We start from the raw sequence: 13,991 nt of genomic DNA on the forward strand, positions 1-13,991 counted from the left end.
GTGGCATCGTGACTGACGTCGCGCAGCGTGAGGACGCGACCTCCGTCGCCGCCGTCGGACTGGTCGGCAAGCGTCGGGCGGGCGACCGATTCTTCCTGGGGCTGTCGACGACCGCCGCCGCCTCGATCATGGTGATCCTCGCCGGGGTCGCGATCTTCCTGATCCTCAAGGGCCTCCCCGCCATCACGGCGAACTGGGAGACCAATGGCGACCTCGCCGGCTATCAGAACAAGCACTGGGGCAGCTTCTGGAACTACGTCGCCCCGATGCTCTGGGGCAGCATCTGGTCGGGACTGATCGCACTCATCCTCGGCGCTCCCGTCGCGATCGGCATCGCCCTGTTCATCTCGCACTACGCGCCGCGACGGCTCGCCAGCGCCCTCGCCTACGTGGTCGACCTGCTCGCTGCCGTTCCGTCCATCGTGTTCGGTCTGTGGGGTGTCATCGTGATGCGCCCGTTCCTGCTGCCGCTCGCGGACTTCCTCAACCACTACTTCGGCTGGATCCCGCTCTTCGAGGGTCCTGTGTCGAGCACCGGCTCGACCATCCTCACCGGTGGCGTCGTCCTCGCCGTGATGATCCTGCCGATCATCACGGCGCTGACGCGCGAGATCTTCCTGCAGACGCCGCGGCTGAACGAGGAGGCCGCCCTCGCGCTCGGCGCGACGCGCTGGGAGATGATCAAGCTGGCCGTCTTCCCCTATGCGCGCAGCGGCATGGTCTCCGCGATCCTGCTCGGACTCGGACGGGCGCTCGGTGAGACGATGGCGATCGCGCTGATCATCTCGCCGTCGCTGCTGTTCTCGGTCAAGCTGCTCACCGACGGATACAACTCGCAGACGATCGCGGGAAACATCGCCCTGAACTTCCCGATCGCGACCGACGTGCAGCGCTCCGCCCTCATCGGCACGGGCCTGATGCTCTTCGTGGTGTCGCTCGCCGTCAACATGGTCGCGCGTGGCATCCTCGGCCGTTCCGAGCGCAAGGCGCGCACCTCGCCGAAGATTGGAAAGCGCGTATGACCGCCGTCAGTTCCGCCCCCGCGACGGCGCAGCCGCTGAGTCTCACCAGCGGTCAGCTGCCCCGCTGGATCGAACCCGTGCTCGCGATCGGCACGGCCGTCGTCGTGGCGGCCGTGCTCCTGGTGACCCAGCTGTTCAACCCTGCCGTGTGGCTCGTCCTCACCGCCGTGTTGTACCTCATCGCGATCAGCGTCGGATCCAGCATCGTCGAGGGTCGTCGCAAGGCCGTCGACCGCGTCGTGCGCGGGCTCGTGGTGTGCGCCTTCGTCCTCGCCGTGGCGCCGCTGATCTCTACGCTCTGGACCGTGGTGGCGCAGGGACTCAAGGTGGTGAACTGGGACTTCGTCACCAAAGTCGGCGGCACCATCTTCGACCCGAACACCCTCGCCGTGACGAACACCCCCGGCGCCCTGCAGGCCGTGGTCGGCACCCTCATCATCACCGGGATCGCCGCGCTGATCTCGGTGCCGATCGGGATCCTTGCCGCGGTGTACCTCACCGAGTATGCGCAGCCCAACAATCCGATGCGTCGCACGGTCACGTTCCTGGTCGACGTGATGACGGGCATCCCCTCGATCGTCGCCGGTCTGTTCGCGTTCTCGCTGATGGCCCTCATCGTCGGGCCGAAGGCGTTCAGCGGCTTCTCCGCCTCGATCGCGCTGTGCGTGCTGATGATCCCGATCGTGATCCGCTCCACCGAGGAGATGATCCGGCTCGTCCCGAACGAGTTGCGAGAGGCCTCCCTGGCCCTGGGCGTGCCGCGCGCGACGACCATCATCAAGGTGGTGCTGCGCACGGCCGCGAGCGGCATCGTGACCGGCGTCGTGCTGGCCGTGGCCCGCGTGATCGGCGAGACCGCGCCGATCTTCATCGCCGCGAGCTTCACCGACAACTTCAACGCGAACCCGTTCAACGGGCCGATGCAGACCCTCCCGGTCATGGCCTACACGGCCTACAGCTTCCCGGGCAAGGACATCGAGGCCTCGCAGGCGCAGGCGTGGGGCGCCGCCCTGCTGCTGGTCATCGTCGTCGTCATCTTCAATCTCATCGCTCGGATCGTCGCGAAGGCATTCGCGCCGAAGAGCCGCTAACTCAGGAAGGCACGCACCGTGTCCAAGAGCATCGAAGTCAACGATCTGAACGTCTTCTATAGCGACTTCCTCGCCGTCGAGGATGTGTCCATGAACATCGAGCCCCGCACCGTGACCGCCTTCATCGGCCCGTCGGGCTGCGGGAAGTCGACGTTCTTGCGGACCCTCAACCGGATGCACGAGGTGATCCCCGGCGCGACCGTGCAGGGCAGCGTATACATCGACGGCGAGAACCTGTACGCTCCGGGCGTCGACCCGGTGCTGGTGCGCCGCCAGGTGGGCATGGTGTTCCAACGGCCCAACCCGTTCCCCACGATGTCGATCAAGGAGAACGTGCTCGCCGGCGTCCGCCTGAACAACAAGCGGATCTCGGCATCGGATGCGAACGACCTCGTGGAGAAGTCCCTGCGCGGTGCCAACCTGTGGAACGAGGTGAAGGATCGGCTCGACAAGCCGGGCGCAGGGCTGTCCGGCGGCCAGCAGCAGCGCCTGTGCATCGCGCGCACCATCGCCGTCTCCCCGCAGGTGGTGCTGATGGACGAGCCCTGCTCGGCGCTCGACCCCATCTCCACCTTCGCGATCGAAGAGCTCATCACCGAGCTCAAGAACGAGTTCACGATCGTGATCGTCACCCACAACATGCAGCAGGCCTCGCGCGTGAGCGACAAGACGGCCTTCTTCAACATCGCGGGCACCGGCAAGCCGGGCAAGCTCATCGAGTTCTCCGACACGGCGACCATCTTCACCTCGCCGAAGGAGCAGGCCACCGAGGACTACGTCTCCGGCCGCTTCGGATGATCCCGGGCTGATCCGTCCGGCATCCTCGATATCGGCGCGTTGGCTCGGCTCCCGCCCGCCGGGTTATCCTGGCCGACGACCGAGGGGGATCCACCGTGACGATGCGCCGCTTCGCGAGCCTCGCAGCGCTGACTGCCGCCTCGGCCCTCGCGCTCGCCGGCTGCGCGGGGCCGGGCGCCGGCGCTCCGGGCGTCACCGCGCCGGCGAGCTCACCGTCGGCGCCCGTCACGGGCGCCCTTCTGGGCGCGGGGTCTTCGGCACAGCAGGGTGCCATCGGGGCCTGGTCCGCACGCCTCACCGCTGCCCACCCCGATGCTCACGCGACCTTCGACGCCCGAGACTCCGGATCCGGTCGTCAGGCGTTCCGTGAGGGCCGGGCGTCCTTCGCGGGCTCGGACGTGCCGTTCACGACCGAGGAGGTCACGGCCGGTGGCTTCGCGGCATGCGCCAAGGGCTCCGAGACGGTCGAGATCCCCGCGTACGTCTCCCCGATCGCGATCGTCTTCACCCTCCGCGGGGTCGACTCCCTGAAGCTCGATCCGACGACCATCGCGGGCATCTTCACGGGCGCCATCACGAGATGGGACGACCCCGCGATCGTCGCGACCAACCCGAAGGCGAAGCTGCCCGCGACACCGATCACGCCCGTGCACCGCTCCGATGCGTCAGGCACCACCGCCAACTTCACCGACTACCTGGATCAGACCGCACCCGACGTCTGGACCGCCGGCAGCGTCGACAGCTGGCCGGCGGGCCTCCGCGGCGAGCCCGCCGAGAAGTCATCCGGCATCGCCCTCGCGGTGCGAGGAGGTGAAGGCAGGATCGGCTACGTCGACGCGTCAGCGGCCGAAGGACTGTCCTCCGTCATGATCAGAGTCGGCGATGACTGGGTGAAGCCTTCTGCCCAGGGCGCGAGCGCCGCACTGGATGCGGCAAGGATCGAACAGGGCCGCGCCCCCGGCGATCTGGCGACCAGGATCGATCGCGGAACCACCGCAGAAGGTGCTTATCCGGTGCTGCTGATCGGTTATCTCATCGGCTGCACCCGATATGAGAAGCCCGCAACCGCCGCGCTCGTGAAGGCCTTCTTCTCGATCGCCGTCTCGAATGAAGGGCAGAAGGCGGCTGCCGCTGCCACGGGCAGTGCGCCGATCTCCGACGAGCTGCGCACCAAGGCCCAGTTCGCGATCGACCTGATCGGCTAGCGCTGCCCGGCGAACCGCGGGTCGCCATGGACCCCGCGCTGCTCGCTCGGGGTCAGCGATACTCGGGGTTGGCGTCGTAGCCCCAGCGCTCCCCGTTGTTCCACGCCTGCCGCAGATTCCCGTATGCGGGGATGCCGCCGGCATCCTTGAGGCGGCGGGCCGTGTGCAGGAGATTCCAGGTCATGAACGTCGTATTCCGGTTGGTGAAGTCGCTCTCCGGTCCACCGGATCCGGGATCCAGATAGCTCGGTCCCGGCCCGATGGCACCGATCCAGCCCGCATCCGCGGCAGGCGGGATGGTGAATCCGATGTGCTGCAGGCTGTACAGGATCGACATCGCGGCGTGCTTGACGCCGTCCTCGTTGCCGGTGATGATCGCGCCGCCCGTCTTGCCGTAGTAGACGTACTGGCCCTTGTCGTTGAAAAGGCCGCTCATCGCGTAGAGGCGTTCGATGAGCTTGCGGGTGATCGAGGCGTTGTCACCGAGCCACAGCGGCCCGCCCACCACCAGGATGTCGGCGGCATCGATCAGCGGCCAGATCTCATCCGGCCACGCGTCGCTCGCCCACCCGTGCTCGCGCATGTCAGGGTAGACCCCGGTCGCGACGTCGTGGTCGATGAAGCGGATGTCGTCGACGGTCACGCCCTGCGACCGCATCAGTGCGATGCTGCGATCCATCAGCCCCTGGGTGTGGCTGAGTTCCGGGCTGCGCTTCAACGTGCAGTTCACGAACACCGCACGAAGGTCGTCGTAGGCCGCGGGGGCGGCCGGCTGCTCTGCCATGTGGGCAGACTACGACCATCGCTCGCCGCGGAACAGTGCTGCGGGGAACGTCAGTCCCGCGCGGAAAGCAGATACGCGTTCAAGCCGTCGGTGAACGCGCGGTCGATCGCGAGCGGGCTGTCGTCGATCGCGGTGATCGGGGCGGCGAGGCGCACGCTGGAGACGAGCCAGGCCTGCTCCGCGGTGGCGAGGTCGGCCGTCGGCACCGTGGCGTACTCCGTGGCGAAGCCCTGCTGCTCGAGATGCGCGAACAGGCTGATCTGCGTGGTGCCCTGCAGGATGCCGCCGTGCGGCGCAGGCGTCACGAAGCGGTCGCCGAAGCGCAGGATGAGCGACGCCGTGGGCGCCTCCAGCACGACGCCGTCGGTGGTGATGAAGATCGCGTCGTCGGCGCCGCGATGGTGCGCCTCGCGCAGGGCTGCCATGTTCACCGCGTACGAGAGCGTCTTCGCGCCCAACAGCAGCCACGGAGAGCGTTCGGCGGCGGCGCTGTCATAACCGCGGTCGAGGGTGACCACGCGGATCCCCTCCGTGCGTGCCGCTACGAAGTCGCCTGCGGGGGCGGCGGTGACCCATGCCGTGGGCGCGGGCCCGTGGTCGACGCCCCGGCTCAGGATGAGCTTGATCACCCACTCCCCTGGGCCGCACTCGGCGGCTGCGATCGCGACCGCCTGACGCCACTGCTCGCGGTGAGGTTCGGGCAGGTCGCACAGCGCGGCCGAATGCGCCAGCCTCTGCACATGCGCCTCGACCTCCTGCGCGTGCCCGTCGACGACGCCGATCGACTCGAAGATGCCGTCGCCGCGCTGCGTGCTCAGCTCGCCCACGCTGAGCGCGGGCGCGCCCGGGTCGATCCGCCGGAAGCTGTCGCTGAAATCGGCCCGCTCCTCCTCGGTGGACTCGGCGGGGGTGATCAGCAGAGCGAAACGGGCAGCGGCCATGGGACGAGCTTAGGCCGTGCGTCGTGTCCTGAGCCGTGACGCCCCGGGCCCCGGATGACGCGATTCGACGGACGCAGTATGCGACGCGCCCGGGGTCTCGGCCGCCGGGAATACCTCCGGGTGCGACGCGTTACACTTGATCGGCCGGGCCGCATAACCCCGGGCTCCATTTTTCGCCGCTGCGAGCGGCCTTCCGCCGAGAGGCGTTCTTGCGGCCCGGCTTCTTCGTCTCCGGATCCGGTCCCTTTCGGGAGGGCTTCGAGGATCCGGTCAGTTCAGCGATCCGTCGCGCCAGGCGGCCGCGGAGGCGGTCAGATCCTGCGCGAAAGCGCTGAGACGTGCGGCGCGAGCGGTGAGGTCGCTCGCCCTGTCGGGCTCGGTCGGGTCGTAGTCGTCGGCGATGTGCGTCGAACCGGAAGCCTGCACGCGGCAGAAAGCCGCGGCGCGCTCGAGTGCGATCGCGAAGTCGCCGGAGAAGGCGCCGTGCAGGATGGTGTCGATGAGCGCGACGAGTTCTTCGGGACCGGCCGGCACCGGCGCGCCCGCGACCAGGGCGTCGACGGAGGGCAGCTCGATGCGTCCGCGTTCGTGCAGGAGCGCCGCAAGCGCCGGATCGGCGTAGATCGACGCCTGCACCAGATACAGCCGCCACAGGGTTCCCGGCAGAGACACCGCAGGGCTCTTCGCCCAGAGCTCGGCGATCTCGTCGATGCCGTGCTCGGTCGCGTACGCCACGAGTCGCTCGGCGCTCACGCCACTGTCATCCGCGCGCACGCGCGCCAGCAGAGCCGACGCCGTGGCATGCGCCATACGCGTCTGCTCGGCCGGGTCGTGGGGTCCGAGCAGGTTGTCGAGCGTCTCCGGCGAGACGCGGACGGGGCGGTGGAAGGGTGCGGGCACCGACCCAGGCTACGCGCGGTCTCCGACTCGGGCACCCAGTTGCGACCGATAGACTCGGAGACACGGGCCTCTAGCTCAGTTGGCAGAGCATCGGACTTTTAATCCGCGGGTCGTGGGTTCGAGCCCCACGGGGCCCACCGTGAACAAGGGCCCGGTCATCGCGACCAGTCATTCCGCGAGCGGCGCACCCGCCTGGCGGGCGAACAGGGCGATCGCCCTCTCGGCATCCGCGACGGAGATGCTGCCGCCGGCGACGATGTGCAGGCCGTAGGCGTCCTCGAGGGCGACGAAGTTCATCGCGATGTCCTCGACGGGCCCGGCCAGGTCGAAGTCGCCCGCTGTCACCCCCGCTTCCAGGATGCGGCGGTACAGGGCGAGCTGCTCGCCGTAGAGCCGCTGCACCAGCTCGTCGTGCAACGGCGACTTGCCCGCGAGCACGTCGAACTCGTAGAGCAGCCGCATGAGCGCATCATCCGGGCCGCTCGGCAGACCGGCGCGGACGGCGATCGCGAGCTGCTCGGCCGGACGCTCCGCATGTGCCACGAGCGCCTCGCGCTCCTCGCCGACCCGGCGCATGCCCGCGGCGTGCGCCTCGACGAGGATCGCGTCCAGGTCCTCGTAGTAGTACAGCAACGCGCCCCGGGTGACCCCGGCTTGGTTCGCGACATCCGTCAGCGAGAGATTGCGCAGCCCGTGCTCGGCGGCGGCGTCGAGCGCCGCATCGACCACCTCGCGGCGGCGCTGCGCCTGGGTGCTGGGGCGTGCCATGCAGCCAGTATCGCAGTCCCGCGGGCGGATCCGGATCCGATTCGAAGAGTTTCTTGACATTTGAGTGAATTAATTTACTCTTGAGTCAAAGAACTCTTTCTTCGCGCCTCAGCGCGCGCCCACCCCGAGACGCTGGAGCAACGACATGGCAGTCGACACCCTCTACACCGGCGGACGCGTCCGCACCTTCGATCCCGCGCAGCCCTGGGCCGAGGCCGTCGGCGTCACGGGCGACCGCATCACCTATGTGGGATCCGCCGCCGAAGCCCCCTCGGCGCGGCAGACCGTCCAGCTCGAGGGCCGCCTGGTCACCCCCGGCGTCGCCGACACTCACAACCACCTGCTGCTCGGCTACGACGACCTCGCCGTCAGCCTCGACCAGGTGCAGAGCCTCGATGTGGTTCGCTCGCGTATCGCGGCGTTCGCCGAGGCGCACCCCGAGCTGGAGTGGATCTGCGCGGAGAACGCGCTCTACTCGGTGGTCGAGAACCGTCGCCCGAACGCCGACGACCTCGCAGGGGTCACCGACCGCCCCGTGTTCATCACGACCTACGATCAGCACTCGGTCTGGCTGAACCGTCCCGCGCTCGCCAAGCTCGGCATCCTGAACGGTGGCGACATCGCCTGGGGGAACCCCGAGATGGACCGGACCACCGGCGAGCCGACCGGCTGGGTCTTCGACTTCTACACCAGCGCGATGACCGTGGACGGGCTCGCAGAGCTGCAGCGCGACATCCCGATGTACTCCCCCGATCGCCGCTATCGCAAGATCGTGAACAGCCTGGAGATGGCCCGGCGCTTCGGTATCACGACCGTGGTCGAGCCGCAGGTCCCGCTTGCGGAGCTGCCGCTGTTCGATCGCGCCGAGCGCGAGGGCAAACTGACGTCGCGCACCATCGCCGCGATCTACCACCCCGTCGGCGCCGACGGCGACTTCCGCACCCGCATCACCGAGGCGATCCGGGAGACGCCGCAGCACGAGCGATTCCGGCTGGGCGCCGTCAAGCTCTACGCCGACGACGTGATCGAGCCGCACACCGCCGCGATGCTCGAGGATTACGCGAATCGCCCCGGTCACCGCGGGCACACCAGCCTCGAGCCGACCGAGTTCACGAAGCTGTTCATCGAGCTCGACCGCCTCGGCTATCAGGTGCACACCCACGCCACCGGCGATTGGGGGATCCGGCTGACGCTGGACTCGATCGAGGCCGCCCAGCGGGCGAACGGCGCGCGCGACGCCCGCCACGGCATCGTGCATGTGGAGTGCCTGTCCCCGGACGACCTCCCGCGCTTCCGCGAGCTCGGGGTGGTCGCGGCGATGCAGCCGCGGCACGCCTCTCCCGACCTCGTCGCCGGCACATGGATGGAGAACGTCGGAGAGGCACGCTGGGACCGCGCCTGGCGCTTCCGCTCCATGATCGAGTCAGGCGCCAGGGTCACGTTCTCCAGCGACTGGCAGGTGGGCGAGATGGATCCGCTCGTCGGCGTCTACAGCGCGATGACCCGCGCCCGCCTCGACGGCGGCGACCCCTGGACCCAGGGCGAGCGCCTCGACCTGGACCGCACCCTGGAGGCCTACACCAAGGGCGGGGCGGGAGCGTTCCACCACGAGGACACCCTCGGAATGCTCCGCACCGGATACCTCGCCGACCTCGTGGTGTGGTCGGGCGACCTCTACGCCATGGAGCCCGCGGAGATCCTCGCCCAGCACGCCGACCTCACCGTCGTGGGCGGCACCGCAGTGCACGACCATCGCGGCGAGCTCGGCGGAGCCGCAGCCCCGGCGACGGTCCAGGACCCGGGCGGGGCCGGACAGAGCTGCACCGAACCCGCCGCCGACCACCACTGCCACTCCCACAACGACTGAGGACGACCCGACACGATGTCAACGCTGCCATCCCACTCCGCCATCGCCGCCGGCGACGATCAGCTCGCCCACGCCGTCACGCATGAGCCGGGCGCGCTCCGGCGCACCCTGAAGCTGCGCCACCTGGTCTTCATCGGCCTCGCCTACATGGCGCCGCTCGCGGTGTTCGACATGTTCGGGATCGTCGCCGACCAGACCAGCGGCCACGTGCCGCTCGCCTATCTGGTGGTGCTGGTCGCGGTGCTCTTCACGGCGTTCAGCTACTCGCGCATGGTGCGCTTCTTCCCGATCGCCGGATCCGCCTACACCTACGCGAAGGAGACGATCCACCCGTCCGTGGGCTTCCTCGTGGGCTGGGCGGCGACCCTGGACTATCTGCTGCTGCCGATGATCAACGCGATCCTGTCCGGCATCTACATGGGCGCGATCTATCCCGGCGTGCCGTTCTGGGTGTGGGTGCTGCTCACCGTGGTCATCTGCACTGCGCTCAATCTGGTCGGCGTGCGGCTCGCGGCGAGCATGAACGTGATCCTGGTCGGCATCCAGCTCGTCGTCGCCGTGCTGTTCGTCGTGCTGGCGGTCGTGAACATCTCGAACGGCGCCAATGACGCTTCGTTCACGATCCGCCCGTTCTTCTCGGACGACGTCCAGGCGGCCGCCCTCGCCGGCGGCGCCGCGATCCTCGCGCTCTCCTTCCTCGGCTTCGACGCAGTCTCCACCTTGGCCGAGGAGGCGGAGCGTCCGACCAGGGACATCCCCCGCGCGATCTTCCTCATCGTGGCCGCGGCAGGGGCGTTCTTCCTCACCGTCACCTACGTCATGCAGACACTTTTCCCCGACGTGACGAAGCTGGAGAACATCGTCGGCGCCTCCCCCGAGATCGCGAAGTACATCGGCGGCGCCGCGTTCCAGGCGATCTTCGTCGGCGGCTACATGATGGCGGTGCTGGGCTGCGGCATCACGCAGCAGATGAGCGCAGCGCGCCTGCTCTACGCCATGGGCCGCGACGGCGCCCTGCCGAAGCGACTGTTCGGCCGGGTGAACCCGCGCACCGGGGTGCCCGTCGCGAATGTGCTCATCGTCGCCGCGATCGCCCTGACCGCGCTGTTCGTGAACCTCGCGCAGGCGTCGTCGATGATCAACTTCGGCGCGTTCATCGCCTTCACGTTCGTGAACCTCTCGGTCATCTTCGTGTTCTTCCGATTCATCACGAAGCGCACGATCGGATCCTGGATCGGCTTCGTCGTCGTCCCCGCGATCGGGGTCGTGATCAACGTGGCGCTCTGGCTCAGCCTGGACGGGATCTCGATGATCATCGGCGGCGCATGGACGGCGATCGGGGCCGTCTACCTGCTCGTGAAGACGCGCGGCTTCCGTGCTGCCCCGCCCGACCTGACGGGTCCGATCAACGTCGGCATGTACGACTGATCATCGAGCTGGCACCGGGCTCGGAGCGCTAAGCCCGTCGAGCCCGGTGCCGGCGCACGGCGTCGCGGTTGGCACAGCGCACCGAGCAGTAGCGCTGGCGGCCGTTGCGGGTCACATCCACCACGACGTGCGTGCACGGGGCCGCCGCGCAGCGCCCCAGTCGCACCATCCCCCGCGTCACGAGGTGCAGGGACGTTCCGACCGCGATCACGGCGCGCAGCACGTGCGGCAGAGAGTCCTCCTCACCCCGGTAGTGCAGGTGCCAGCCCTCGCCATCGTGGTCCGTGAGACGCGGGTACGCGGCAGCGGCGGCCATCTGCTCGTTGAGCAGCGATGCGCGCGCCTGCGCGGTCTCCGCGTCGACGACGCGCAGCCACTGGTCGATCACGACCCTGGTCGCGGGATGGTCCTGCGGATCGTCCGGGAAGGTCATCGTCATGCCGAACTCGCGGGTGCGCTGCTCGATGCCGGCGCGATCGGACGGCCAGTCGTTCGCGAGCGATGCCGCCATCAGAACCGCGTACTCGCCGTAAGGGTTGAGATGCATAGGAGCATTACATCATCGTGGAATCATGACCGCCGCATCCACCCCCGACACCGCATCGATCCCCCTCACGACTCCGGATCCGCTCCGACCCGCTCCCGCGCACGAGCATGCCTGGAGGACGCGGTCCCGGCACAGGACGTCCGACGGCACGCTGCTGTACGTCCGCTGCGTGACCTGCGGCGCGCAACGCGTGGATCTGCATGCCGCAGACTCTGCGGCTCCGACCGCGCTCAGCCGCGCCCTCGGGGCCGGCGAGACCGACGGGCCGGCCGAGGGCGTCACCCGGCCGTGAGCTCGACGAGCTTCCGCACCGTGCGGAGGTTGCGCGCGGTACCGGCGACACCCAGCGCGCGATCGAGCACCGGGCGCGTGAGCTTGCTGGAGTGCACTCCCCCGGCGCCGAAATCGATCCACAGGTCGTTTCCGCGCAGGGCGATCCGTTCGCCGGGCTGCAGTCGCTCATTCAGCGTCTCGACCGCATCGGCCCGCGGCACTCCCTCGAGGAACATCGCGTGCAGCATCTTGTCGGCCGCAGCATCGGGGAACGGGTTCTCCTCGATCGCACGGACCAACTCGTGGTGCGTGCGCAGGATCACGGGCGTGTTCACGCCGAACGCGTCGTGGATCAGGGTCCGCACCTCCGCGCACACCGCCGGCGGATCCGCCGGGGCGTCGCAGATGACGTTGCCGCTGGCGATGTAGGTGATCACCGCGCCGAACCCCCCGCGGTCGTTCATGAGCGCACGCAACTCCGCCATCGGCACCTTGTTCGCGCCGCTCACGTTCACGGCGCGCAGCAGCAGCGCGCAGCGTTCGACGGTCATTCGGCGGAGCCGTCGGTCGGCTGGTCGGAGACATCCGCGGAACCGGCGGGCGCCGTGCCCTCGGCCGGAGCATCCCGTCGGTCGGCGCTCGGCACGAGCTCGGCCCCGGCATGCGCGAGCTCGGCGAGCGCTGCGGCGCTCGATTCGGCGCCGACGCCCGCGACGAGGTCGGTCAGGATCCGCACGTGCACGCCGTGTGCGATCGCGTCGGACGCGGAGGCGCGCACGCAGTGGTCGGTCGCGATGCCGACGACGTCGGCGGTGAGCACGCTGTGCGCGGACAGGATCGCGGCGACCGTCTCGTCCGTCTCCGTCACACCCTCGAACATGGAGTAAGCGGGCTTGCCCTGCCCCTTACGCACGTGGTGGGTGACGGAGGCGGTGTCCAGCAGCGGGTCGTAGTCGGCGCCCGTGGTGCCGGCGACGCAGTGCACGGGCCAGCTGTCGACGTAGTCGGGCGCCTCGGAGAAGTGTCCGCCGTTGTCCCCCGTCGCGTCATGCCAGTCCCGCGAGGCGATGATGACGTCGTAGTCGGCCGCGTGCTCGTGCAGCAGCGCGGTGACGCCGCGGGCGACCGCGTCACCGCCGACCACGGCGAGGGCCCCCTCCTCGGTGAAGTCGTTCTGGACGTCGACGATCAGCAGTGCACGGGACATGCTCCGAGCGTACGCCGGAACGACGAAACCCCCTCCGAGGAGGGGGTTTTACCGTCGAGTCGAACGCCCGATGTGCGGCGCACCCTGCTTCCTCGCCATGGAGCTGACTCGCCTGTCTTGTGCACGACGGAAGCATTCCTTACGCTCGAGACAGCTCCAAGATTCACGCCGCGGCCCGCATCCGTGCCGTGGTCCGCCGTGTCTTTCGGTTCTGTCCGCGCCTGGGAAGGGCGACGATGATCCCTCGTCTCAACCATCCGTCCGATCTCGAGGATCTTCGCCGCCGGCTTCGCGCGACCCGCTGGCCCGAGCCGTGGCCGGAGGTCGGATGGGAGGCGGGGACTCGACTCGACGACCTGCAGCGTCTCGTCGCCCACTGGGCCGATGGTTTCGATGCGGACGCACAGCAGCACCGGATCGAGGCGCTCCCCTGGCGTTCGGCCGACCTCGATGGCACGCCTGTCGGCTACCTGCGCTTCGACCCTGTCACGCCGGGCTCCGCTCTGCCGATCGTCCTGACCAATGGCTGGCCGAGCAGCGCGCTCGAGCTCGTGGATCTGGCCGAGCGCCTCTCGAACCCCTCCCATTTCGCGGCTGACCCGTCCGATGCCCGCACCGTCATCGTGCCGGCACTGCCCGGCTTCCCGTTCTCGCCTCAGCGACCGACCCTCACCGGGCAGACGCACGAGCTGTGGCACCGGCTGATGACCGCCGAGCTCGGATTCCCGCGGTACATCGCACACGGCGGTGATCTCGGCGCCGGGATCACCTCCCGTCTGGCGCAGGCGCACCCCGAACACCTCGCCGGCATCCACCTTCTCGCCGTGGCGGCACCGCGTGAGGTCGACTCCGAGAGCCTCACCGATGACGAGCGCGACCATCTCGAGCGCGTGCAGAGATGGATCTCGACGGAGGGCGCCTACCAGCACCAGCACCAGACCCGCCCGCTCACGCTCGCCCCGGCGCTCTCCGACTCGCCGGCCGGGCTGCTCTCCTGGATCCTGGAGAAGCACCGGGCATGGAGCGACTGCGGAGGAGTCCTCTCGACCCGATTCTCAGATGACTATCTCCTCACCCTCGCGTCGCTGTACTGGTCCACGAACTCGATCGCGACCTCGCTCCGGCCGTACTACGAGTTCGCCGCAGGACTCACGACTCGG

Annotated in this window: 14 protein-coding genes, 1 tRNA gene and 1 pseudogene; 9 read left to right on the plus strand and 7 right to left on the minus strand. The window is 68.9% G+C overall.

Features of this window, described 5'->3' with window-relative positions:
- The first annotated feature begins 8 nt into the window (after positions 1–8).
- The 4 genes from pstC to AC1DMN_RS12455 all read left to right on the plus strand — a co-directional run bounded on the left by pstC (position 9) and on the right by AC1DMN_RS12455 (position 4,116).
- A complete protein-coding gene (gene pstC / locus AC1DMN_RS12440; RefSeq protein WP_440733774.1) occupies positions 9–1,022 on the plus strand; it encodes a phosphate ABC transporter permease subunit PstC in 1,014 nt (337 codons plus the stop codon).
- Positions 1,019–2,113 carry a phosphate ABC transporter permease PstA gene (gene pstA / locus AC1DMN_RS12445; protein ID WP_440733775.1) on the plus strand — a complete coding sequence of 365 codons (1,095 nt, stop codon included), beginning with the start codon at positions 1,019–1,021 and terminating at the stop codon, positions 2,111–2,113. Before pstC ends, pstA begins: the two co-directional genes overlap by 4 nt.
- Before the next feature lie 18 nt (positions 2,114–2,131).
- Positions 2,132–2,911 (plus strand): phosphate ABC transporter ATP-binding protein PstB, encoded by a 780-nt coding sequence (pstB, locus tag AC1DMN_RS12450; protein ID WP_440733776.1) that lies wholly within the window; start codon positions 2,132–2,134, stop codon positions 2,909–2,911.
- A 101-nt stretch (positions 2,912–3,012) separates the two neighbouring features.
- Entirely contained in the window at positions 3,013–4,116 is a 1,104-nt protein-coding gene (locus tag AC1DMN_RS12455) for a phosphate ABC transporter substrate-binding protein PstS (RefSeq protein WP_477229710.1), read from the plus strand.
- A gap of 52 nt (positions 4,117–4,168) precedes the next feature.
- Here AC1DMN_RS12455 and AC1DMN_RS12460 read toward each other — a convergent pair whose 3' ends face one another.
- The 3 genes from AC1DMN_RS12460 to AC1DMN_RS12470 all read right to left on the minus strand — a co-directional run bounded on the left by AC1DMN_RS12460 (position 4,169) and on the right by AC1DMN_RS12470 (position 6,741).
- Positions 4,169–4,900, minus strand: coding sequence for a flavodoxin family protein (locus AC1DMN_RS12460; RefSeq protein WP_440733777.1), 732 nt, complete (start codon positions 4,898–4,900; stop codon positions 4,169–4,171).
- A gap of 50 nt (positions 4,901–4,950) precedes the next feature.
- Positions 4,951–5,841 (minus strand): aminodeoxychorismate lyase, encoded by an 891-nt coding sequence (locus AC1DMN_RS12465; protein ID WP_441977662.1) that lies wholly within the window; start codon positions 5,839–5,841, stop codon positions 4,951–4,953.
- 270 nt (positions 5,842–6,111) lie between these two features.
- A complete protein-coding gene (locus tag AC1DMN_RS12470) occupies positions 6,112–6,741 on the minus strand; it encodes a DNA-directed RNA polymerase subunit beta (RefSeq protein WP_440733779.1) in 630 nt (209 codons plus the stop codon).
- Positions 6,742–6,805: 64 nt separating this feature from the next.
- Between AC1DMN_RS12470 and AC1DMN_RS12475 the strand changes: the two genes are divergently transcribed.
- A tRNA-Lys gene (locus tag AC1DMN_RS12475) sits at positions 6,806–6,878 on the plus strand.
- Between the two features lie 31 nt (positions 6,879–6,909).
- Here AC1DMN_RS12475 and AC1DMN_RS12480 read toward each other — a convergent pair.
- The gene (locus AC1DMN_RS12480; RefSeq protein WP_477229545.1) at positions 6,910–7,509 is read right to left on the minus strand and encodes a TetR/AcrR family transcriptional regulator; all 600 of its coding nucleotides are present in this window, start codon (positions 7,507–7,509) and stop codon (positions 6,910–6,912) included.
- 145 nt (positions 7,510–7,654) lie between these two features.
- Between AC1DMN_RS12480 and AC1DMN_RS12485 the strand changes: the two genes are divergently transcribed.
- A complete protein-coding gene (locus tag AC1DMN_RS12485; RefSeq protein ID WP_477229546.1) occupies positions 7,655–9,376 on the plus strand; it encodes an amidohydrolase in 1,722 nt (573 codons plus the stop codon).
- A gap of 15 nt (positions 9,377–9,391) precedes the next feature.
- Entirely contained in the window at positions 9,392–10,804 is a 1,413-nt protein-coding gene (locus tag AC1DMN_RS12490) for an APC family permease (protein ID WP_477229547.1), read from the plus strand.
- Positions 10,805–10,832: 28 nt separating this feature from the next.
- Here the strand turns inward: AC1DMN_RS12490 and AC1DMN_RS12495 are convergent, their stop codons facing one another.
- Positions 10,833–11,351, minus strand: coding sequence for a CGNR zinc finger domain-containing protein (locus AC1DMN_RS12495; protein WP_477229548.1), 519 nt, complete (start codon positions 11,349–11,351; stop codon positions 10,833–10,835).
- 25 nt (positions 11,352–11,376) lie between these two features.
- Between AC1DMN_RS12495 and AC1DMN_RS12500 the strand changes: the two genes are divergently transcribed.
- A complete protein-coding gene (locus AC1DMN_RS12500; RefSeq protein WP_477229549.1) occupies positions 11,377–11,643 on the plus strand; it encodes a hypothetical protein in 267 nt (88 codons plus the stop codon).
- Here AC1DMN_RS12500 and AC1DMN_RS12505 read toward each other — a convergent pair.
- Together AC1DMN_RS12505 and AC1DMN_RS12510 are read right to left on the minus strand one after the other, a co-directional pair.
- A complete protein-coding gene (locus AC1DMN_RS12505; RefSeq protein ID WP_440733786.1) occupies positions 11,630–12,175 on the minus strand; it encodes a DUF1697 domain-containing protein in 546 nt (181 codons plus the stop codon). The two genes, AC1DMN_RS12500 and AC1DMN_RS12505, sit on opposite strands and share 14 nt — an antisense overlap.
- Positions 12,172–12,831 (minus strand): isochorismatase family protein, encoded by a 660-nt coding sequence (locus AC1DMN_RS12510; RefSeq protein WP_477229550.1) that lies wholly within the window; start codon positions 12,829–12,831, stop codon positions 12,172–12,174. The genes AC1DMN_RS12505 and AC1DMN_RS12510 overlap by 4 nt, the downstream gene beginning before the upstream one ends.
- A gap of 236 nt (positions 12,832–13,067) precedes the next feature.
- Here AC1DMN_RS12510 and AC1DMN_RS12515 point away from each other — a divergent pair.
- Positions 13,068–13,640 (plus strand): annotated as a pseudogene (locus tag AC1DMN_RS12515) (epoxide hydrolase family protein); the annotation flags it as partial.
- Positions 13,641–13,991: the final 351 nt, after the last annotated feature.

It is taken from the genome of Microbacterium sp. 01T413_2 (assembly GCF_056398985.1).